The sequence below is a fragment of the Yersinia artesiana genome, from assembly GCF_902726545.1.
Taxonomy (GTDB): Bacteria; Pseudomonadota; Gammaproteobacteria; order Enterobacterales; family Enterobacteriaceae; genus Yersinia; species Yersinia artesiana.
In genome coordinates this window covers 169,938-189,528 of record NZ_CACVAD010000001.1, presented here as the reverse complement: position 1 = coordinate 189,528, position 19,591 = coordinate 169,938, and the positions used below count along the sequence as shown (strand labels likewise).

Here is a 19,591-nt window from a genome sequence, read left to right as displayed (position 1 = left end):
TAATTGCACAATGAAATAGTGTTTTAAAATTCTTATCAACTAAAATACTATTTAGCCACAAATAAAATATGGTTATTTTCTATCAGGCTATTTTGCTTAAATATAATCCGTTTTTTATCTGATAATGCAGTGATGGTGTTATCTCAAGGCATTTAGTGAACTAGGATTTTTGCTATGTAATCAATGGTGTCAGCCATTATGGATAACATCAAAAAGCGGGGGGATCTATCGAGCAGCAAGATACGGTAACCCGCATCTTGCTGGTGATCAGTATCCGTAAGGGGAAAAAGAACCTAACAGTAGGTTTTGATATTGTGCTGCAAAAAGAATTGGTTGAATTCATTATCCGGTTGACGGTTGGTCACAATGGCATCAAAAAGTGTTAGCGCACCGATACTGGCAGGCTTTACTTTGCCAAATTTGCTGTGGTCAGCCACCAGGATTTTATGCTGAGATTTGGCAATAGCACGGTGTTTCAACAAGATCTCATCAAAGTTGAAACAGGTGGCGCCATACTCAATAGAAACGCCCGCCGCAGAGATAAAAGCTTTGTTTGGGCAAGCATTATCCAGCTCATTATGTTGGCTTATAGGGGTGAAAATGTAGTTGTTGGGTTTGAATTCCCCTCCGCACAAGATAACTTTGCAATTGGGTTTGTCTTGTAACGACAGGAAGGTATTGAGGGAGTAGCAAATAGCAGTAAATGACAGCTCTTCATCTATCTCATCGATTATTGAAGGAATTGTGGTCCCGCAGTCAAAAAAAACGGTGTCATTTTCCGCAATAAGGCGCGCCGCTAACTGACCAATTAGGCGCTTTTCTTCCACCTGTTTGGCTTGCTGGTCGGAAACAAAATAGTTATTGGCATTGTGACTTTTGGGGTCCATCACTACATAGCCACCAAGTAAAATGACGGAGGTAGGTTCGGCGCTCAGATCTCGCCGAATCGTCATTTCAGAAACCCGCAATAGATTGGCTGCGTCTTTTAGATGGATTTTGTCAGAACGCTTAAGGGCCTGAGTAAGTTTATTGATACGTTCTGCACGGCGAGTTTCCATAAGCTATCCCTGACGAGTTATTTTTAACACCATGAACCGTAAAATAAAAAACGTAAAAAAGAGTGCAAACAGTACATGGAATAAGTAAGCCCGGCAATAACCGGGCTTTACCCATCATCTTTCAAGCCGCGGGCGCAGGTTACTCGCCATTTTGCAGCTTAAAATCTATTGGATATATAAAAAGTTAGTAACTTGATGCTGATGCTTGCTGGCCTGAAACGATAGCCACCCCAGAACTGGTGCCAATGCGTGTTGCCCCAGCCTTAATCATTGTGTCTGCTGTCGCTCTGTCACGAACCGCACCGGAGGCTTTGACACCCATCTCCTGGCCTACTGTGGCGCGCATCAATTTGACATGCTCTTCTTTAGCGCCGCCAGTGCTGAAACCGGTTGAGGTTTTAACAAAGGCCACATCAAGCTCACGGCACATTTCACAAACTTGCACGATTTGTGCATCGCTAAGTAGGCAGGTTTCTAATATTACCTTCAACGGTGTGGAGGCGCAATTATCACGCACGGCCTTGATGTCCGCTTTGACCTCTGCGATTTTGCCACTTTTCAACCAGCCAACATTGATAACCATATCAATCTCTTGCGCGCCAGCTTTGATAGCTGCCTGAGCTTCAAAGGCTTTAGCTTCGGTCAAGCCAGCACCCAGCGGGAAACCAATGACTGAACACACTTTAACCGAAGTACCAGCTAATTGCTGGGCAGCCACTGGAACATAGCCAGAGTTAACACATACCGCATAAAAATGATGCTGCTTGGCTTCTTCACACAGCTTAATAATTTGCTCTTCGGTGGCATCCATTGCCAATAGGGTATGGTCAATATAATTAGCGTAATTGATCGTCATGATTTTTATCCTTTTGTTCATCTGTAAGTTGGCTCTTTTGTTATAATAATAACATTTGTGAGAAAAAACAAAGTTAATTCTCACATTGTTAGCTATTTTAGATTTTATTTTGTTATTTTTATTACATAAAAGATGATTAAATCACCGGCATGAACATGCTGCAAAGCATAATTATTTGATTTTTATGTATTTTGACATGACGAAGGGATTTTGCGGAGAATATTGCCGGCATTTTAATCTGCCGGCAATGTGAGATTAATCACACGGAGGGCGCTAGTTTCTAACCCATCCTCTGCTGATAGGTAAGGCAAAACTCATATGATAAAGACGCTTCATGCCATTTGAAATTGCATCGCCGAACAAGTTCCATACCAATTGTGCAAACAGACAGCCGACAATTCCTAGCAAAAATCCCCCCACCATATCTAATGGCCAGTGCACACCCAGGTAAATTCGTGACCATGCAATCGCGACAGCCACGACCATCAGGCTGACAGCGGACCACAGTTTGTGCCAAAAAACAAAGGCCAGAGCAAAAGTGAAAATAGCCGTGCCGTGGTCACTTGGGAAAGAGCTATCGGGTGCGTGATTCATAAAGTTATAACCAAAACCGACGACAAAAGGGCGGTCGTGGGGGATAAGCATCCCGATGCAGGAGGCTGAAAGCATGGAGAAAGCAAGCGCGATAGCGGCTTTGGTCACTAAAGCACGCTGCGAATCCATGCTGCTTTGTGGCCCCCATAACCACATCCCCACTAATAATATGGGGATAATCATAATCAAATCGCGTGCGATGAAAGTCGCAAAAGAAATCATCCATGGCGATGATGCTGGGGTGGCATTTATCATGGAAAAGAAAAAGTAATTCATTTGTTCAATCATTCTCTACCCTTATCGCGGTTGTAAAAACCGCTGATCATCCAATACACAACCAACTGGCTGAGCCAAACCCACCAACCCGCCCACAGGTTATGGGTAAGAAAATGTGCCCCGCGCATGATTTGTCCAAAACCCATCAACATGCCAAGACTCACACCCACAAACCAGCACAGTACAGCTAACCGTGGTCGTTCGGGGTAAAACAAGAAAAACAATGCCATTACTGCAAACCCACTGGAGGCATGGCCGCCGGGGAAACAGTGACCAGGGCCGGCGCCGATCGGGGCTGTACCCATGAGTACATAGTTGATAGATTTACCGCCATACTCCACCAGATCCCAAGGGCAGGAGTGTGCACTGGTTGCTTTTAGCACACCTATCACCAACGGGCCGATGCCAAATAGCAGCATCGTCGTTACTGCGCGCATATTGCGGCGATAAAGACCCCATAGCAATGTGACGACGGCAGCGCTGATAATGGTTATTTTCAATAAGCGATGATTCAGTAAATCCAGCCAGTAATTATTTTCCCATGGAAAATGTTGCGAGACGGGATCAAACCAATAGTTACTGATAAGCCAATCCAACTGTTCGTCGCGGGATAACCAAAGAAACAGCAATCCACTGATCACCAATGCAAAAACCTGCCAAAAATAAAAGGATAACGGCAGCGAGTAAAGGGAGTTTGTCCTAATTGTTAGTGCCGTTGAGGTATTATTTAAGGTCGATGTAATGACGCCGGATTGAGAGGCAGGTTTATTGATCTTCACGAAATAGCCTGGAGCAGAAGTAGACATGTTTCTACTGTAATAATTTTGTCTTAAGAAAGCCTTAAGGGGGAGGGATGGGGCGTTCGAATTTCAGGCAAGAAAAAACCCGACTAGTCTTGAACCTAAGAAGGCGGGACTATCGGGCTCCTCAATATGGGGACATCAAAGAAAAGCAGTGGCATTAAATCAGACCCCAGTCCAGCTAGAAAGTTCTGGGAAAATGAAAAAAGCTTAAAAAAATGTTTAGCTTTATCTTAAATACCACTTTTCAGGTCCTAGCCTAATATTCCCGGCCAGACAATAACGATTAACGAGCCTGCCAACGTCAGTAAAACGTTCGCAATAGCATAAGTCCCTGCGTAACCAAGTGCTGGGATATTACTGCGAGCAGTATCACTGATGATATCCATGGCCGGTGCACAGGTGCGCGCTCCCATGATCGCGCCAAAAAGCAGAGCACGGTTCATGCGTAATACATAAGCGCCAAAGATAAAGCAGATAACTACAGGCACCAGGCTCACGATTAAGCCGGAAATCAGCATTTGCCCACCGACGGCTCCAAGGCTGCTATTAATACCGCCACCGGCGCTTAACCCGACCCCCGCCATAAAGACCATCAAACCGAACTCTTTCACCATATTGAGCGCCCCTTGCGGGATATAGCCGAAAGTCGGGTGGTTGGCACGTAAAAAGCCCAGCATGATCCCAGCCATTAGCAGGCCAGCGGCATTACCAATACCAAAACTAAAGTTACTGAATTGGAAGGTGATCAGGCCGATCATCAACCCTAAAATAAAGAAGGCGCAGAACGCCAGCAGGTCAGTGACCTGACTGTGAATAGAAATAAAGCCAATCTTTTCCGCCACACTTTTAACGCGCCGTGCATCGCCACTGACTTGCAATACATCGCCTTTATTCAGTACCACATTGTCATCAATCGGCATTTCTATCTGACTGCGGATCACGCGGTTTAGGAAGCAACCGTGGTCGGTCAGTTTTAAATGGCTCAGGCGCTTACCGACGGCATTGCTGTTTTTGACCACAATCTCTTCGGTAACAATGCGCATATCCAGCAAGTCGCGGTCGAACACTTCTTTGCCGTTACGGAAACTGGGGTCAAGACGGGAATGCGCATCCGGATAACCGACTAATGAGATCTCGTCACCGACTTGCAATACCGCATCGCCATCCGGATTCGCCAAAATACCATTACGGCGAATACGCTCAATATAACAGCCAGTTTGACGATAAATCCCTAATTCACGTAGATTTTTGCCATCAGCCCAAGCCACCAATTCCGGGCCAACGCGATAGGCACGGATAACGGGCAGATAGACTTTGCGCTGGCTGTCGGTATCGAGGCCGCGCTCACGCGCAATTTGCTGTGCGCTGGTTGGCAAGTCTTGGTGTTGTAGTTTGGGTAAATAGCGCGCGCCTAAAATCAGGCTAACCAGCCCGATAAGATAGGTGAGGGCGTAACCTAAGCTCAGGTTATCCTGGGCATGTTGCAACGCCGGATTATTCGCGATGGTATGACGAAGAGTATCGCCAGCGCCCACCAAGACCGGAGTGGATGTCATGGATCCAGCCAGCATCCCGGCGGTCAGGCCAATATCCCAGCCAAAGAGTTTGCCTAACCCCAGCGCCAGAATCATTGCGCTGCCCACCATGACCAACGCCAGCATCAGGTAGTTTTTGCCGTCACGAAAGAAAATAGAGAAAAAGTTTGGGCCAGCTTCAACGCCGACACAAAAAATAAACAGCATAAAGCCCAGATTCAGGGCTTCGGTATTAATAGCGAAATGCTGTTGCCCAAGCAACAGAGATACCACCAACACACCAATAGCGTTACCTAATTGAATAGGCCCCAATCGCAGTTTGCCCAGGCATAACCCCAGCGCTAACACCACGAATAACAGCAAGATGTAGTTGCCGTTTAACAAGTTTGCGACGTTTATATTCACGAGTATGACTTTCTATTTAGTCAGGATGATCCACGATGCATACACCCTTAATGTAAAGCCAGAGCGACACATATCTTTAAATCCAAAAAGCTTTTAATTCAAAAAAACATCGCCAGCCGAAATATAAATGTAAGCGATAGCGGCGCTTATTCTAATCGGTCTGCTGCGAGACAGCCAGTAGTAAGCAGGAAGTTTGGTTTCGCCAGGGTGATATGCTGGAATGCTGATGAAATGCGGGGTTATCTGCTGGTATTTAGCCGCGTTATAGGGCGCTAATGTCCGGTTTTTGCTGAGTTAGTGTAAATAACAGGCAAGAAAAAAGGGCGCTTAGCACCCTTTTTCGGATATCACTCATCAAGGTTGGCACACAGTTCTTAAGCGTTAGCCAATAAGAGAGGTTTATCAGTCGATTATTGGAACAGGCTCAGATTTTCTTTAGCATAGGCTTCGAAATCTGTGCAGCCACCAATGTGTTTCTCATCGAGAAAGATTTGTGGCACGGTTTCTACTGGTTTGCCGACCGTTTTTTCCAGATCAGCTTTGGTGATACCTTCTGCGTGAATATCAATGTAACGGAATTTAAAATCGTCACGCTCAGTTTCCAGTTTTTCCGCCAATTCTTTGGCACGTACACAGTAAGGACATCCAGGACGCCCAAAAATCACAGCAAACATGTAAAACTCCTTGATTAATTTGAGATAATCACTTCGCCAACAGTTACTGATATATTCAGCTGTTAAATGACTTATAGCGTGTTACTCATTCGACTGCTGACTACTATGCCTTTTGACGCAGTGAAAAAAAAGCAGGATTTACCTGTTAGTCCGATTAATCCTACCTATTTGCTTATGGGTACTGTCACAAATCGTGGGGATTCAATACACTGGTTAAAAGCAGATACAGAGCTTATCGGAGGTAAAGATGCGCTCGTTAGGAGATATGCCCCGTTTTGTGATTATTTTGGAAGCATTGGGGATGATATTACTGGTTGTTGCCTATCTCAGTATAAATGGCTATTTGTCATTACCGGGAGCAATGGGCACATCGACAGTTGCGATTATTATGATTTTTATTGGAATTGGTCTGATGATCCCTGCGGCGGCTTGCATTGTTTGGCGCGTCGCTCGTGGTTTTGGCCCGCTCTTAGGTAGTGCAGATAGAATCTCCAGGCCTCAATCGAAGAAAGAGTTAGATAAAGCGCGTGCCGAAAAGGAGAATAAATCTAAGTAAGGCCATTACTGAGTCTTTCTTGCGGTATTAAATTAGTCGGGATTGAAGTAGCGCTGTCGGCCAATATTCCGTAAGCTATGGCACTTTTCGTATTATGAGAATCGTGAGGTAGGTAGTTATGGATTCACTCATCGTCCCGGATTTAGCCTTATTACGGCGTTGGCTGGATCAACTCGGTATCTCATTTTTTGAGTGCGATTCCTGCCAGGCACTGCATCTGCCGCATATGCAAAATTTTGAGGGTGTGTTTGATGCCAAAATTGATTTGGTGGATAACATCATCCTGTTTTCAGCACTGGCCGAGGTACGCCCAACAGCGTTGATCCCGCTGGTTGCGGATCTCAGTCAAATCAATGCCAGCTCGCTGACAGTTAAAGCGTTTATTGATATTCAGGATGATAATCTGCCAAAACTGATTGTCTGCCAGTCACTGACTGTTGAGGTCGGTGTCACATTCGCCCAGTTTGGCTATTTTATGCAGCAGTGCGAAGAGCAGATTTCGATGATTATTCTGGAAGCGCGCGCCAACGATCTACTGTTTATTGGCAATAGTGACGACGACGAGTTGCCGCAAACTGCCACCGCTTACCCTGTAATACACTAAATAATTCCCGTGCATCAAAATCAGGGTGCTACTGATAACCAGTGGCACACTATTTATTCTCTTGGTAAACCATAAGATTGCCCCGCTAAACCATAAGATATTCTGCTTTTTACCCTCCTTTGCCAGATATTTGTCGCCGTTTATGCCATTAGTGACGCATTACATAGATAGAATGTGCATAAAAAATCGATAAAAGGCGTTTTTTACCCTAGAGTCTGGCGTGGATTCCGAACTGCGGTTATGCTGCTGTTTCTGCAAAGGGCATAATATTCCTCCGCAAAATTAGTGATTATATTTGTTAGATTAATAATTGCTCACCGTGCATAGCCATGCATTTGGTGTTTGTGGCAATAGCACTCGGCAGGACAAAGGTGTTGCATCCCACGGATGCAAATTTATCGCACGAATTACCCCCTATTTTGGAGGAGTTAACGGATGTTCACCCAACGTAAAAAGTGGTTATCGGGTGTTGCTGCTGGCCTGTTAATGGCCGCGTCCGTCTCAGCATCTGCTGAAGAAAAAACACTGCACATTTACAACTGGTCTGATTATATCGCGCCAGACACGCTGGCTAATTTCCAAAAAGAAACCGGCATTAAAGTTGTCTATGATGTGTTTGACTCCAACGAGGTGTTGGAAGGTAAATTGATGGCGGGGAGCACCGGGTTTGACTTGGTGGTGCCGTCAGCCAGTTTCCTCGAGCGCCAATTGTCTGCGGGCGTATTTAAGCCGCTGGATAAAAGTAAATTACCGAATTACAAAAATCTTGATCCTGAATTGCTGACGCTGGTTGGCAAGCACGATCCCGATAACAAATATGCCATCCCGTATCTGTGGGCGACGACCGGTATAGGCTATAACGTCGAGAAAGTGAAAGCAGCGCTTGGGAAAGACGCACCGGTAAACAGTTGGGATCTGGTGCTGAAACCGGAAAATCTTGAGAAGTTGAAAAGCTGCGGTGTTTCCTTTCTGGATGCGCCAAGTGAGATTTTTGCCACCGTTCTTAATTATTTAGGTAAAGATCCCAACAGTATTCAGGCCACTGATTACACTGGTCCTGCCACCGAGTTGTTATTGAAACTGCGGCCAAATATCCGTTATTTCCACTCATCACAATACATTAATGATCTGGCAAACGGTGACATCTGTGTCGCTGTGGGTTGGGCTGGCGACATCATGCAGGCTTCTAATCGTGCCAAAGAAGCTAAAAATGGTGTGAATGTGGCTTATAGCATTCCGAAAGAGGGGGCATTAGCCTTCTTTGACGTGTTTGCCATGCCTGCGGATGCCAAAAATCAGGATGAAGCCTATCAGTTCCTGAATTATCTGATGCGCCCTGATGTGATTGCCAATATCAGCAACCACGTGTTCTACGCCAATGCCAACAAAGCCGCGACCCCGCTGGTGAACGCAGAAGTCCGTGATAATCCAGGTATTTATCCTCCGGCAGATGTGCGAGCTAAAATGTTCACATTAAAAGTGCAAGATCCGAAAATTGATCGCGTGATCACCCGGGCCTGGACCAAAGTGAAAAGCGGTAAATAAACCATCGATGGGAATCAGTTGCTGGTGGTGAGCCTGTCACTGATAACAGATTGATGGATAAGTAAAATAGATCATGGTAGGAACAGGGGGTTATCTTCCTGTTCCTGTTTTTTATTGCGCCGCACCTCGAATGCGGCCTGTTCTGCTTTTACGGAGAGCACGCTGAGTGAATGATGTAACTCCCCGCCCACAGCCAAAATCCCAGAAGGTGTTTACACCCTTGCTGGAGATTCGCAATTTAACCAAATCATTTGATGGTCAGGCCGCGGTAGATGATGTCAATTTGACGATCTACAAAGGTGAGATTTTTGCGCTGTTAGGGGCTTCAGGGTGTGGAAAATCCACCTTGTTGCGAATGCTGGCTGGCTTTGAACAGCCGACACAGGGGCAAATTGTCCTCGATGGGCAGGATTTGTCGCATGTACCGCCTTATCAGCGCCCAATTAATATGATGTTCCAGTCATATGCATTGTTCCCACATATGACAGTTGAGCAAAATATCGCGTTTGGTTTGAAACAAGACAAATTGCCTGCTAATGAAATTAAAAGCCGGGTGGCAGAGATGCTAACTCTGGTACATATGCAAGAGTTTGCCAAACGCAAGCCACATCAACTGTCCGGCGGCCAACGCCAACGGGTCGCTTTGGCGCGTAGCCTGGCCAAACGGCCAAAACTGCTGTTGCTGGATGAACCGATGGGCGCGTTGGATAAAAAACTGCGCGACCGCATGCAACTCGAAGTGGTGGATATTCTGGAGCGTGTCGGGGCAACTTGTGTGATGGTCACCCACGACCAGGAAGAGGCCATGACCATGGCCGGGCGCATCGCCATTATGAACCGTGGTAAGTTCGTGCAAATTGGTGAGCCGGAAGAGATTTACGAGCATCCGAACAGCAGATTCAGTGCTGAGTTTATCGGCTCGGTGAATGTGTTTGAAGGCGTATTAAAAGAGCGTTTAGATGATGCGCTGGTGATTGACAGCCCCGGACTGCGCCATCCATTGAAAGTGGATTCAGACGTGTCTGTGGTTGATGGTGTTCCCGTCTTTGTCGCGCTGCGGCCAGAAAAAGTGATGTTGTGTGAACAGGTGCCGGAGGATGGTTGCAACTTTGCCGTTGGTGAAGTGGTACACATTGCTTATCTGGGCGACTTGTCCATATATCACGTGAAATTACACAGCGGACAGATGCTCACTGCACAGCTACAGAACGGCCATCGTTACCGCAAAGGGATGCCAACCTGGGGTGATGAAGTACAACTCTGCTGGGATGCTGACAGCTGTGTCGTCTTGGGTAACTGATCGGCCTGTAGCTGATCATTAGGGGAGCAAAATATTGTGATACCAGAATCCACTCATGGAGCAGCAGAACCACCGACCCGCGCGGTGGGGCCGGTTAAAGCGCTGATTCAACGTTTCCAAATGTCGCATGGCCGCAAATTGGTTATCGGCATCCCTTATTTATGGCTATTCCTGCTGTTTATGCTGCCGTTCCTGATTGTCTTCAAAATCAGTCTGGCAGAGATGGCGCGGGCAGTTCCGCCTTATACCGACCTGGTGACCTGGCTGGACGGCAAGCTGGATATCTCGCTCAATCTTGGCAATTATCTGCAACTGCTTGATGATCCACTGTATATCGATGCTTACCTGCAATCTCTGCAAGTGGCTGCGGTATCGACCTTGTGTTGCCTGATTATCGGTTATCCATTGGCCTGGGCGATAGCTCACAGCAAGTCATCCACGCGCAATATCTTATTGCTGTTGGTGATCCTGCCGTCATGGACTTCATTCCTGATTCGGGTTTATGCCTGGATGGGCATCCTGAAAAATAATGGCATTCTGAATAACTTCCTGATCTGGACCGGAATTATCGATCAACCGTTGATTATTCTGCACACCAATCTGGCGGTCTATATCGGCGTGGTCTATTCCTATCTGCCTTTCATGGTGCTGCCTATCTATACCGCCCTGACCCGATTGGATTATTCATTGGTGGAAGCGGCACTGGATCTGGGGGCGAAGCCATTTAAAACCTTTGTCAGTGTGATTGTACCTTTGACCAAAGGGGGGATCGTAGCCGGTTCTATGTTGGTATTTATTCCGGCAGTAGGCGAATTTGTTATTCCTGAGCTGCTCGGCGGGCCGGATAGCATCATGATTGGCCGTATTTTATGGCAAGAATTCTTCAATAACCGTGACTGGCCAGTGGCCTCCGCCGTTGCAACAGTGATGTTAGTGCTACTAATAGTGCCGATTATCTGGTTCCACAAGCACCAGAATAAAGTGTCAGGAGGCGCGGTATGAATAACTTACCGGAAGTGCGTTCGGTCTGGCGTCGGGTTATCTTGATTGTTGGCTATACCTTCTTGTATGCGCCAATGCTGATGCTGGTTATCTACTCGTTTAACAGCTCTAAACTGGTGACGGTATGGGCAGGGTGGTCTATCCGCTGGTATATTGAGCTGTTCAATGATTCGGCGATGATATCCGCAGTCGGGCTGAGTCTCACTATTGCCGCCGCCTCGGCCACCATGGCGGTGGTGTTGGGGACGATAGCCGCAGTGGTTATGGTGCGGTTTGGCCGTTTTCGTGGCTCGACCGGTTTTGCTTTTATGCTGACCGCACCGCTGGTGATGCCCGACGTCATTACCGGTTTGTCGTTACTGTTACTGTTTGTTGCTATGGGGCATGCTATCGGCTGGCCGGCAGAGCGCGGTATGTTCACCATCTGGCTGGCACATGTGACCTTCTGTACCGCCTATGTAACAGTGGTTATCAGTTCCCGCTTGCGCGAATTAGACCGGTCAATCGAAGAAGCTGCGATGGATTTGGGCGCGACCCCATTGAAAGTGTTCTTCGTGATTACCGTGCCGATGATCGCTCCAGCATTAATTTCTGGCTGGTTGCTGGCCTTTACCTTATCGCTGGACGATTTGGTGATAGCCAGCTTTGTGGCCGGGCCGGGCGCGACAACGTTGCCGATGCTGGTGTTCTCCAGTGTGCGTATGGGGGTCAATCCAGAGATCAATGCGTTGGCGACGCTTATTTTGCTGGTGGTCGGGATTATTGGCTTAATTGCGTGGTGGTTTATGTCCCGTTCGGAAAAACAGCGGTTGCGCGAATTACGCAAAGCTGCCCGTGGTTAATTGATAATAAATGGCTGACTAGCCTTAAAACTGATAGTCTTTCATTAACTTATAACGCCGCTTCCGAGCGGCGTTATTGTCTGGGATAACATCAGGTTGCAAAAACTGAACAGGGAGACAGACTGGGCAATATGAGACTGTTATTTTCACCCGCAGCGTTTTCATCTGCTGCCACCACCCCCGTCCCGGTTTTAATTGCCGGAACCGCCATTATTGCGACCCGCTTCGTCGGCGTAATTCTATTGGTGGCGACGCTGGGTTGGGGGGGAACCGGCAGTTTTATCTATGAAAGCTTGCAAAGCTGGGATTCCGGCCTGATTTTTATTGCCAGTATTTTGATTTTGCTGCTGGAAATGGTGTGTGGCGTGGCGGTGTGCCTGCGACAAAACTGGGCGCGTTGGTGTTATGTGGCCTGCCAATTGCTGGTAATTATCTATTTGCTGATGGCATCACTGGATTGGCTGGTACTGGATGTCGATGTTTTTCGAATCGAAGGCGATACCGGTGCTGAAATTTTGCATAGTTTGCTGCTACAAAAGATCCCCGATGTGGTTATTCTCGGCTTGTTGTTTTTCCCCTGGCATCGCTATTTTCGGTCAGCAAAATGAGTGTTTAGCGTTACACAGTGCTACAATCCGCCCCTATCAATAGCCTCGGCTGTAGCTAATGTCTCAGATTATAACGGTTAATTATTAATGCATTGCGCACAATATACGGCGGGTCACTGCCGTTCCTGTCAGTGGCTGGAAAAACCTTATCCTCAGCAACTGGCTGATAAACAACATCATTTAGAAAAACTGTTATCCGAACTCGCCGTCGCTCAGTGGCTGTCGCCGGTCTTCGGGCAGGAAAGTGCTTTTCGTAATAAAGCCAAAATGGTAGTCAGTGGCAGTGTTGAGCGCCCATTATTAGGGATGCTGCATCGTGATGGCACCCCGGTTGATTTATGCGAATGCCCACTTTATCCAGCCAGCTTTGCGCCAGTATTTGTGGTACTAAAAACGTTTATTGCCCGTGCAGGGCTGACGCCTTATAACGTTGCGCGCAAGCGCGGTGAACTGAAATTCCTGTTATTGACAGAAAGCACTTATAGCGGTGAGTTGATGCTGCGTTTTGTCCTGCGCTCACAAACCAAGCTGGCGCAACTGCAAGCGGCTTTACCCTGGTTACAGCAACAATTACCCCAACTGGCGGTTATCTCGGCGAATATTCAGCCAGTACATATGGCGATTTTGGAAGGGGAGCAGGAGATTCCATTAACCGAACAGCAGGCGCTACCAGAAATCTTTAATCAGGTGCCGTTGTTTATCCGCCCACAAAGTTTTTTCCAGACAAATCCACAGGTTGCGGCATCACTGTATGCCACAGCACGCCAATGGGTGCGCGAACTGAAGATTGATAGTATGTGGGATCTGTTTTGTGGCGTGGGGGGCTTTGGTTTGCATTGCGCGGATGCTGAAACTCGGCTGACCGGAATTGAAATCAGTGCTGAAGCTATCGCCTGCGCACGCCAGTCGGCAGATCAATTGGGATTAAAAAATGTCACTTTTGCCGCCCTGGATTCAACCCAATTCGCTACCGCAGAAACACAAGTGCCGCAATTGGTCTTGGTTAACCCACCACGACGCGGCATTGGTGCGCAACTGTGTGAATACCTCAGCCAAATGGCACCGCAATTCATTCTCTATTCAAGCTGTAATGCCGAGACAATGGCAAAAGATATCAGTTTGTTAGCGGACTATCGCATTGAGCGGGTGCAGTTGTTTGATATGTTTCCGCATACTGCACACTACGAAGTCCTAACCTTACTTACCCTGCGCCCTTGAAGCTATAGGGGTGTTGGCTGCGTTCACTTACCCGAATCACTTACTTGAGTAAGCTCATCGGGATGCGTTCGCTTGCCGCCTACCTACAACTCCAATGGCTTTGGGTATAACCTGCGCCCTTGAAGCTGTAGTGTAGGGCGAAAGTACAAAGGGTATTACTGAGGGAACCACTTATCATTGATGGCCTTATAGGTGCCATCAGCTTTAACCGCGTCGATGGCTTTATTCAGTTTTTCCAGCAACGCGGTGTTATCCGGGCGCACCGCAATACCCAGACCGGTGCCGAAGTATTGTGGATCAGTGACATGCTCGCCAACTGCTGCCAGATTCGGATTGGTTTTCAGCCATTCATTCACTACCGCGGTGTCACCAAATACCCCATCAATACGACCATTCTTCAGATCGATAATGGCATTCTGGTAACTGTCATAAGCCACAGTTTGAATTTCAGGGTGTTTATCCTGTAAATATTTCTGGTGCGTAGTGCCGTTTTCCATCCCGATCTTCTTGCCTTTCAGATCGGCGAAAGAAGTGAATTTACCTTTCGGTGCAATAACAATGGCCGAGTTAGCATAATAAGGCTGGGTAAATGCTACTTGTTTACTACGTTCTGGCGTGATGTCCATACCGGAAATAACCGCGTCATAACGTTTGAATTTAAGCGCCGGGATCAGGCTATCAAAGGCCTGATTGGTGAATGTACAGTTGGCTTCCATCTGCTTACATAATGCTTTTGCCAGGTCCATATCAAAACCAACAATTTCATTATTGGCCCCGATGGATTCAAAAGGCGGGTAGGTTGCTGAAGCAGCGAAACGGATGGTTTCTGCGGCCGTAGCGCTGAAAACCATGCCACTTAAGATTGTTGCCAATAGTAACTTTTTCATGCTTAAACTCCTGTCTGAATTTTTTTAATTGAATGTGTTATTAGTTATTGATTTTATTATGACTGATGATGCTTCATCGCAATTTATTTTGATGAATGATGTAGATTACATTGCCATTTTATGAATTTATATGCAAGTAATGTGATTAAAAATTTAGTTTTTATTTTTAAGAGAGAAAGGGAGGGGATGGTATTTGGTTTGGTTTGGTTTGGTTTGGTTTGGTTTGGATTTCGGTTGATATTCATTTTGTGAGCCTGTTCGGTTGACATGAGTGCGGTGATCACCTTGCCATTGGGTGCCTCAACCGCCAAAGGGGTTACAAGCGCGTAACCCCCTTGGATCCCCTGCGCTTGCGCACGTATCGCTTGTCCACTTCGTGGATTCCCTCACTCATCATTCCGCTGACGGGACGGCTTTACGCGGGTCCCTCCGCGTGACGCCTAAATCCGCCGTCCATGGCGGATTTCCCTGGCTACATTCTTCACTCGGCTGCTCAAATGTGCTTTTAAAGTCAAAAGAGAAAATTAAAACCCCAAAGTATGGTTTTGAATTGGCTTTTGACGTTGAGCGCAATCAGGAATATTACCGACAAAGACGATGGCCCGAGTGAGCCGCCATGGACGGCGGCGAAAAGCGCGCTGGAGCAGGAAGCGACTCGCGCTGGCTCGATAAGGCCAACGGCTGCCGGAGGGGACTGCGAATAGCAGTAATATTTCGCGCAAGCGCGGGATTCCATAAGGGTGCGCGCCCGCACCCTTTGGCGGTTGGTTCATCGGAGATTATGGTAACTCGGTGCTCTAACAACCGAACCGATCACCCAACCCGATGATCCAATCAACCGAACCCGATCACTAAATCACCAAGTGATAAAACTAATCTTAATTCCGCCGCTCAAACGCCAATGCCCTGCGCTCGATCACCCGCATAAACAGTGTCAACAGCCCATTCACCACCAGATAAACGAGTCCTGCGGCACCAAAGACCATCACATCATAGGTACGGCCGTACATCAGTTGGCTGTAACCCATTACTTCCATCAATGTAATGGTGTAAGCCAGTGAGGTGCTTTTGAACACCAACACCACTTCGTTGGAGTAGGATGAGAGTGCGCGTTTAAATGCAAATGGTAGCAAAATACGTAATGACTGGGCCTTAGACATCCCCAGCGCTTCGCAAGATTGCCACTGGCCGGCAGGAATGGCGCGCACTGCACCATAGAACAACTGTGTGGTATAGGCTGCGCTGTTCAATGCCAGGGCAATCATGGCACATAGCCAGGGTTGCGACAGCAGGTTCCATAACCACGGGTATTCACGAATCGCCGGGAATTGGCCGGGGCCGTAGTAGATCAAAAAGATCTGGACTAACAGCGGGGTACCGGTGAACAGCGTGATATAGATTTTGACCAGTGGCGTGGCGATTGGTGTTTTCAGCGTCAACACAATGGTAAACAGCAATGACAACACTAAAGCGACCAGCAAGGAGGCAATGGTCAATGTCAGGCTGGTGTGCAGCCCTTTTAGGATCTCGGGTAAGTATTCCAGCATTAGGATGGGCTCCGTTCAAAACGGGTGGTACGGAGTTCAATCCACTTGAGTACATATTGACTCAATAGGGTCACCACCAAATAAATAGCTGCAGCAATAACATACCAGGTGAAAGGTTCCTGAGTCCGGGTGGCAATGCTTTTGGTTTGCAGCATCAGGTCATTAACACTGATGAGTGACACTAACGCGGTGTCTTTTAGCAGTACCAACCACTGGTTGCCTAAACCGGGTAAGGCATGACGCCACATCTGCGGCATAATCAAGCGGAAGAAAATAGCTGCCTGACTCAAGCCCAGAGCCTGGCCCGATTCCCATTGTCCAACAGGCACCGCTTTCAGTGCGCCGCGTAAAGTCTGCGACGCATAAGCGGAATAGAGCAGGGCCAGTGCGATAACACCACACAGGAACGGGCTGACTTCAAAATCATCAATATTGAGCTTAATCGGCAGCTCAAACAGATAAAGATTCAAAGTGAAGCCATCTGATAGCATCATCAACAGCTGAGAGGAGCCGAAATAGATAAACAGAACCACCAGAATCTCTGGTAGCCCGCGCAGAATGGTGACCCAGCCGGTTGTCAGGTAGCTGACGACCTTCCAGCGTGACGATTCACAGACGGCAAACAACATCGCCAGAACCAGACCGAGGGCCAGTGCACAAACGGCAAGGCCGACGGTCATGCCGGCGGCGCTTGCTAAAGGTTGAAATTCATTCATGGGTGCTTAAATTATTGCTGGAACCATTTTTTATAAATTGTCTGATAGGTGCCATCTGCTTTAACTTTCGTCAGTGCAGCATCTAACTTACCCTGTAACTCAGTGTTATTCTGACGAACGGCAATCCCTAAACCGGTGCCGAAATAGTTCGCGTCAGTCACTTTGTCACCCACAGCCGCCAATTGATTATTTTGTTTCAACCACTCATTGACCACCGCAGTGTCACCAAATACCGCATCCAGACGGCCATTTTTCAAGTCAAGAATGGCATTCTGATAGCTGTCATAAGGCACGGCGGTAATTTCAGGGTGTTTCTCCATCAGGTATTTTTGATGAGTGGACCCATTTTGCATCCCCACACGCTTACCTTTCAGCGCTGCTACATCAGCCACTTTGCCTTTTTCAGCAATAAACAGCGCAGAGTTTTCATAGTAAGGCTGGGTGAACGCTACTTGTTTTTGACGCTCAGGGGTGATGTCCATCCCTGAGATAACCGCATCAAAACGCTTGAATTTCAAGCTTGGGATCAAGCTGTCGAAAGCCTGATTGGTAAAAGTACATTCGGCTTGCATCTCTTTACACAGCGCATTAGCCAGATCGATATCAAAGCCTTGCATCTTATTATTGGCATCAATAAATTCGAATGGCGGGTAAGTGGCTTCAGCAGCGAAACGAATGGTTTCTGCGGCAGAGGCGGACAAACTGATACTGGCAAGGACGGCAGCAATTATTAATTTTTTCATCGCAAATTCCCAAATAGATATCAATGTGACAGATAGCTGGCAAAAGCTTCAGTTGTTGGTTGGATAAAGTGGCTGGCATCACCCTGTTCGACGATGTGGCCGTTTTCCATGTAAACCACACGGCTGGCGGTTTTACGGGCGACTTCAACCTCATGGGTAACAATCACCTGAGTGATGCCAGTTCTCGCCAACTCACGGATAATGCTAACAATTTGTGCTGTGATTTCTGGATCAAGCGCCGCAGTCGGTTCGTCAAATAACAAAACCTGTGGTTCCATCATTAACGCGCGGGCAATTGCCACACGCTGTTGCTGACCACCCGAAAGGTGTAGCGGAAAGCGATCGGCAAAATCAGTCAAACGCAGACGTGTCAGTAACTTTTCTGCCCGCGCCATGGCCTCATCTTTTGACAGACCCAGCACGCGGCAAGGGGCTTCAATCAGATTCTGTATGACAGTGAGGTGCGGCCAAAGATTATATTGTTGGAAGACCATCCCCACATTCTGGCGTAATTCGCGAATAGCCTTTGCGCCCGGAGCCTGGGAAAAGTCAAAGTGATTACCTGCTATCTGCAAGGTTCCCGAACGTGGCATTTCCAGCAGGTTAAGCACACGCAATAGCGAGCTTTTACCGGCACCACTTGGCCCCAGTAACACTAAGGTTTCGCCCGCAGGACAGTCTAAGGTAATGTCGAACAGCGCCTGGTGCACGCCGTAGTAACAGTTAATTCCGTTAAGTTGAATACTCATGCGCCAAATCTGAATAGCCAATGATGCCGTGAATGGTAACTTCCGCGGCATACTTATGCAATCTTTGTGCGTTAAAATTTATTAATAACCAGCATCAGGGGCAAAAAACAGCATAACATTTGGATTTGAATGCTCTCAGAGGGAATTTGTCATGCGATGAATAAATCTGACAGAGCAACCGCAGCAATAGGTTAAAAAACAATCAAAACGAAAATGTGTTTGCAAATCAAGGAGTACCGGTTTACTGGAACAAAACCGGTACATACCCGTCATCTTTCAAGTTGTAGGTGTGTTGGCTGCTCTCACTTACCCGAATCACTTACTTGAGTAAGCTCATCGGGATGCGTTCGCTTGCCGCCTGCCTACAACTTGAAATCTATAGGGTATCGCGGTTGTCATCTTTCAAATTGTAGGTGTGTTGGTTGCTTTCACTTACCCGAATCACTGATTTGTGAGTTAGCGACCGCCCAGAAGTTGGCGCAGGCTGCTGGCTGGGGCTGAGACGCCCATAAAGCGGATATCATCGACCACCCAGCAGGTTCCTTCGCGGATCATCAACACTTCGTCTTGCCACACCACTGACTGCCCACCGGCCGACTGGTGTGTCAAATTGACACGTAGTGGAATATTCCGCGCATCGGTATTGGGAATGGTTGAAGCACTGGCAACATCCGCGCTGGTGCTGCCTTCACGCAAACTGGTGAAGATATCGCCATTAATGGTTTGTGTACTATTTACCGCAGAAGAGGTGCGATTGCCCGCTTGTTTTCTGGCGGTTTGAATCTGTTCATAAAGCGCCTGGCTCAGATAAGGGCGAAATTGGGCTGACAGATTATCATCGGGCAAGCCACTCTTATTGCCGATTTGCTGAATTCGCAGGTCATAGAATTTTTGCGCTACCGTGTCCGGCCCGCCGTCAATACAAGGCGCTGTGCGGCTGCTAATATCTTTATATGCTGGGTCAACGGTATTGCTGCAAGCGCTAAGCAGAATGGCAACAGGAAGAATCAGGGCAATATTTTTCTTTTTCATATGATGACCTTAAGTGAAAGAATCTGTTATGAAAGTGATTG

The 19,591-nt window shown here is 47.4% G+C and carries 21 protein-coding genes; 8 read left to right on the top strand and 13 right to left on the bottom strand.

Translation table 11 applies throughout. The features are described from left to right. Positions 1 to 293: 293 nt before the first annotated feature. The 6 genes from deoR to HU019_RS00790 all read right to left on the bottom strand — a co-directional run bounded on the left by deoR (position 294) and on the right by HU019_RS00790 (position 6,201). A complete protein-coding gene (gene deoR / locus HU019_RS00815; protein WP_174847031.1) occupies positions 294 to 1,058 on the bottom strand; it encodes a DNA-binding transcriptional repressor DeoR in 765 nt (254 codons plus the stop codon). Positions 1,059 to 1,242: 184 nt separating this feature from the next. Continuing rightward, the gene (gene deoC, locus HU019_RS00810; RefSeq protein ID WP_174847032.1) at positions 1,243 to 1,914 is read right to left on the bottom strand and encodes a deoxyribose-phosphate aldolase; all 672 of its coding nucleotides are present in this window, start codon (positions 1,912 to 1,914) and stop codon (positions 1,243 to 1,245) included. Between the two features lie 273 nt (positions 1,915 to 2,187). Then, positions 2,188 to 2,793, bottom strand: a complete 606-nt coding sequence (gene ybjG, locus HU019_RS00805; RefSeq protein WP_174847136.1) for an undecaprenyl-diphosphate phosphatase — start codon at positions 2,791 to 2,793, stop codon at positions 2,188 to 2,190. After that, entirely contained in the window at positions 2,793 to 3,464 is a 672-nt protein-coding gene (locus tag HU019_RS00800; protein WP_174847137.1) for a phosphatase PAP2 family protein, read from the bottom strand. Before HU019_RS00800 ends, ybjG begins: the two co-directional genes overlap by 1 nt. A 374-nt stretch (positions 3,465 to 3,838) precedes the next feature. Beyond that, complete coding sequence (locus tag HU019_RS00795; RefSeq protein ID WP_174847033.1) at positions 3,839 to 5,527, bottom strand: aspartate:alanine antiporter; 1,689 nt, start codon at positions 5,525 to 5,527, stop codon at positions 3,839 to 3,841. Positions 5,528 to 5,937: 410 nt separating this feature from the next. Continuing rightward, entirely contained in the window at positions 5,938 to 6,201 is a 264-nt protein-coding gene (locus HU019_RS00790) for a GrxA family glutaredoxin (protein ID WP_174847034.1), read from the bottom strand. A 247-nt stretch (positions 6,202 to 6,448) separates the two neighbouring features. On the opposite strand from HU019_RS00790, the gene HU019_RS00785 reads away from it, so the two are divergent. The 8 genes from HU019_RS00785 (at position 6,449) to rlmC (ending at position 13,876) form a co-directional block, all read left to right on the top strand. Continuing rightward, a complete protein-coding gene (locus HU019_RS00785) occupies positions 6,449 to 6,757 on the top strand; it encodes a YbjC family protein (RefSeq protein ID WP_174847035.1) in 309 nt (102 codons plus the stop codon). Between the two features lie 118 nt (positions 6,758 to 6,875). Next, positions 6,876 to 7,361: a type III secretion system chaperone family protein gene (locus HU019_RS00780; RefSeq protein WP_004389586.1), complete on the top strand. Its 486-nt coding sequence runs from the start codon at positions 6,876 to 6,878 to the stop codon at positions 7,359 to 7,361. Between the two features lie 435 nt (positions 7,362 to 7,796). Then, a complete protein-coding gene (gene potF, locus HU019_RS00775; RefSeq protein ID WP_019083471.1) occupies positions 7,797 to 8,906 on the top strand; it encodes a spermidine/putrescine ABC transporter substrate-binding protein PotF in 1,110 nt (369 codons plus the stop codon). A 166-nt stretch (positions 8,907 to 9,072) separates the two neighbouring features. Continuing rightward, positions 9,073 to 10,206, top strand: coding sequence for a putrescine ABC transporter ATP-binding subunit PotG (potG, locus tag HU019_RS00770; RefSeq protein WP_174847036.1), 1,134 nt, complete (start codon positions 9,073 to 9,075; stop codon positions 10,204 to 10,206). A gap of 36 nt (positions 10,207 to 10,242) precedes the next feature. Beyond that, positions 10,243 to 11,208: a putrescine ABC transporter permease PotH gene (gene potH, locus HU019_RS00765; protein WP_174847037.1), complete on the top strand. Its 966-nt coding sequence runs from the start codon at positions 10,243 to 10,245 to the stop codon at positions 11,206 to 11,208. Next, complete coding sequence (gene potI, locus HU019_RS00760) at positions 11,205 to 12,050, top strand: putrescine ABC transporter permease PotI (protein WP_019079909.1); 846 nt, start codon at positions 11,205 to 11,207, stop codon at positions 12,048 to 12,050. The genes potH and potI overlap by 4 nt, the downstream gene beginning before the upstream one ends. Before the next feature lie 131 nt (positions 12,051 to 12,181). Then, on the top strand, positions 12,182 to 12,658 hold the full coding sequence (locus tag HU019_RS00755; protein ID WP_174847038.1) for a YbjO family protein: 477 nt from the start codon (positions 12,182 to 12,184) through the stop codon (positions 12,656 to 12,658). An 87-nt stretch (positions 12,659 to 12,745) separates the two neighbouring features. Beyond that, positions 12,746 to 13,876 (top strand): 23S rRNA (uracil(747)-C(5))-methyltransferase RlmC, encoded by a 1,131-nt coding sequence (gene rlmC / locus HU019_RS00750; protein WP_174847039.1) that lies wholly within the window; start codon positions 12,746 to 12,748, stop codon positions 13,874 to 13,876. A 155-nt stretch (positions 13,877 to 14,031) separates the two neighbouring features. Here rlmC and HU019_RS00745 read toward each other — a convergent pair whose 3' ends face one another. From HU019_RS00745 to HU019_RS00715, 7 genes are all read right to left on the bottom strand, one after another. Then, positions 14,032 to 14,763 carry an arginine ABC transporter substrate-binding protein gene (locus HU019_RS00745; protein ID WP_174847040.1) on the bottom strand — a complete coding sequence of 244 codons (732 nt, stop codon included), beginning with the start codon at positions 14,761 to 14,763 and terminating at the stop codon, positions 14,032 to 14,034. A 524-nt stretch (positions 14,764 to 15,287) separates the two neighbouring features. Then, positions 15,288 to 15,536, bottom strand: a complete 249-nt coding sequence (locus tag HU019_RS00740) for a hypothetical protein (RefSeq protein WP_174847041.1) — start codon at positions 15,534 to 15,536, stop codon at positions 15,288 to 15,290. Between the two features lie 105 nt (positions 15,537 to 15,641). Beyond that, positions 15,642 to 16,310, bottom strand: a complete 669-nt coding sequence (gene artM / locus HU019_RS00735) for an arginine ABC transporter permease ArtM (RefSeq protein WP_174847042.1) — start codon at positions 16,308 to 16,310, stop codon at positions 15,642 to 15,644. Beyond that, positions 16,310 to 17,026: an arginine ABC transporter permease ArtQ gene (gene artQ, locus HU019_RS00730; protein WP_011816018.1), complete on the bottom strand. Its 717-nt coding sequence runs from the start codon at positions 17,024 to 17,026 to the stop codon at positions 16,310 to 16,312. The genes artM and artQ overlap by 1 nt, the downstream gene beginning before the upstream one ends. A gap of 11 nt (positions 17,027 to 17,037) precedes the next feature. Then, positions 17,038 to 17,769, bottom strand: coding sequence for an arginine ABC transporter substrate-binding protein (gene artJ / locus HU019_RS00725; protein WP_174847043.1), 732 nt, complete (start codon positions 17,767 to 17,769; stop codon positions 17,038 to 17,040). 20 nt (positions 17,770 to 17,789) lie between these two features. Next, a complete protein-coding gene (gene artP / locus HU019_RS00720) occupies positions 17,790 to 18,518 on the bottom strand; it encodes an arginine ABC transporter ATP-binding protein ArtP (RefSeq protein ID WP_174847138.1) in 729 nt (242 codons plus the stop codon). A 456-nt stretch (positions 18,519 to 18,974) separates the two neighbouring features. Further along, positions 18,975 to 19,550, bottom strand: coding sequence for a lipoprotein (locus HU019_RS00715; protein ID WP_174847044.1), 576 nt, complete (start codon positions 19,548 to 19,550; stop codon positions 18,975 to 18,977). Positions 19,551 to 19,591 lie beyond the last annotated feature (41 nt).

Bases quoted from the DNA above. Each gene is read 5' to 3' on its own strand.
- artQ (WP_011816018.1), bottom strand. From the start codon at position 17,026: ATGAATGAATTTCAACCTTTAGCAAGCGCCGCCGGCATGACCGTCGGC.
- HU019_RS00780 (WP_004389586.1), top strand. From the start codon at position 6,876: ATGGATTCACTCATCGTCCCGGATTTAGCCTTATTACGGCGTTGGCTG.
- rlmC (WP_174847039.1), top strand. From the start codon at position 12,746: ATGCATTGCGCACAATATACGGCGGGTCACTGCCGTTCCTGTCAGTGG.
- HU019_RS00715 (WP_174847044.1), bottom strand. From the start codon at position 19,550: ATGAAAAAGAAAAATATTGCCCTGATTCTTCCTGTTGCCATTCTGCTT.
- HU019_RS00790 (WP_174847034.1), bottom strand. From the start codon at position 6,201: ATGTTTGCTGTGATTTTTGGGCGTCCTGGATGTCCTTACTGTGTACGT.
- potI (WP_019079909.1), top strand. From the start codon at position 11,205: ATGAATAACTTACCGGAAGTGCGTTCGGTCTGGCGTCGGGTTATCTTG.
- HU019_RS00785 (WP_174847035.1), top strand. From the start codon at position 6,449: ATGCGCTCGTTAGGAGATATGCCCCGTTTTGTGATTATTTTGGAAGCA.
- artM (WP_174847042.1), bottom strand. From the start codon at position 16,310: ATGCTGGAATACTTACCCGAGATCCTAAAAGGGCTGCACACCAGCCTG.
- HU019_RS00755 (WP_174847038.1), top strand. From the start codon at position 12,182: ATGAGACTGTTATTTTCACCCGCAGCGTTTTCATCTGCTGCCACCACC.
- deoC (WP_174847032.1), bottom strand. From the start codon at position 1,914: ATGACGATCAATTACGCTAATTATATTGACCATACCCTATTGGCAATG.
- artP (WP_174847138.1), bottom strand. From the start codon at position 18,518: ATGAGTATTCAACTTAACGGAATTAACTGTTACTACGGCGTGCACCAG.
- artJ (WP_174847043.1), bottom strand. From the start codon at position 17,769: ATGAAAAAATTAATAATTGCTGCCGTCCTTGCCAGTATCAGTTTGTCC.
- potF (WP_019083471.1), top strand. From the start codon at position 7,797: ATGTTCACCCAACGTAAAAAGTGGTTATCGGGTGTTGCTGCTGGCCTG.
- deoR (WP_174847031.1), bottom strand. From the start codon at position 1,058: ATGGAAACTCGCCGTGCAGAACGTATCAATAAACTTACTCAGGCCCTT.
- HU019_RS00745 (WP_174847040.1), bottom strand. From the start codon at position 14,763: ATGAAAAAGTTACTATTGGCAACAATCTTAAGTGGCATGGTTTTCAGC.
- HU019_RS00740 (WP_174847041.1), bottom strand. From the start codon at position 15,536: ATGAACCAACCGCCAAAGGGTGCGGGCGCGCACCCTTATGGAATCCCG.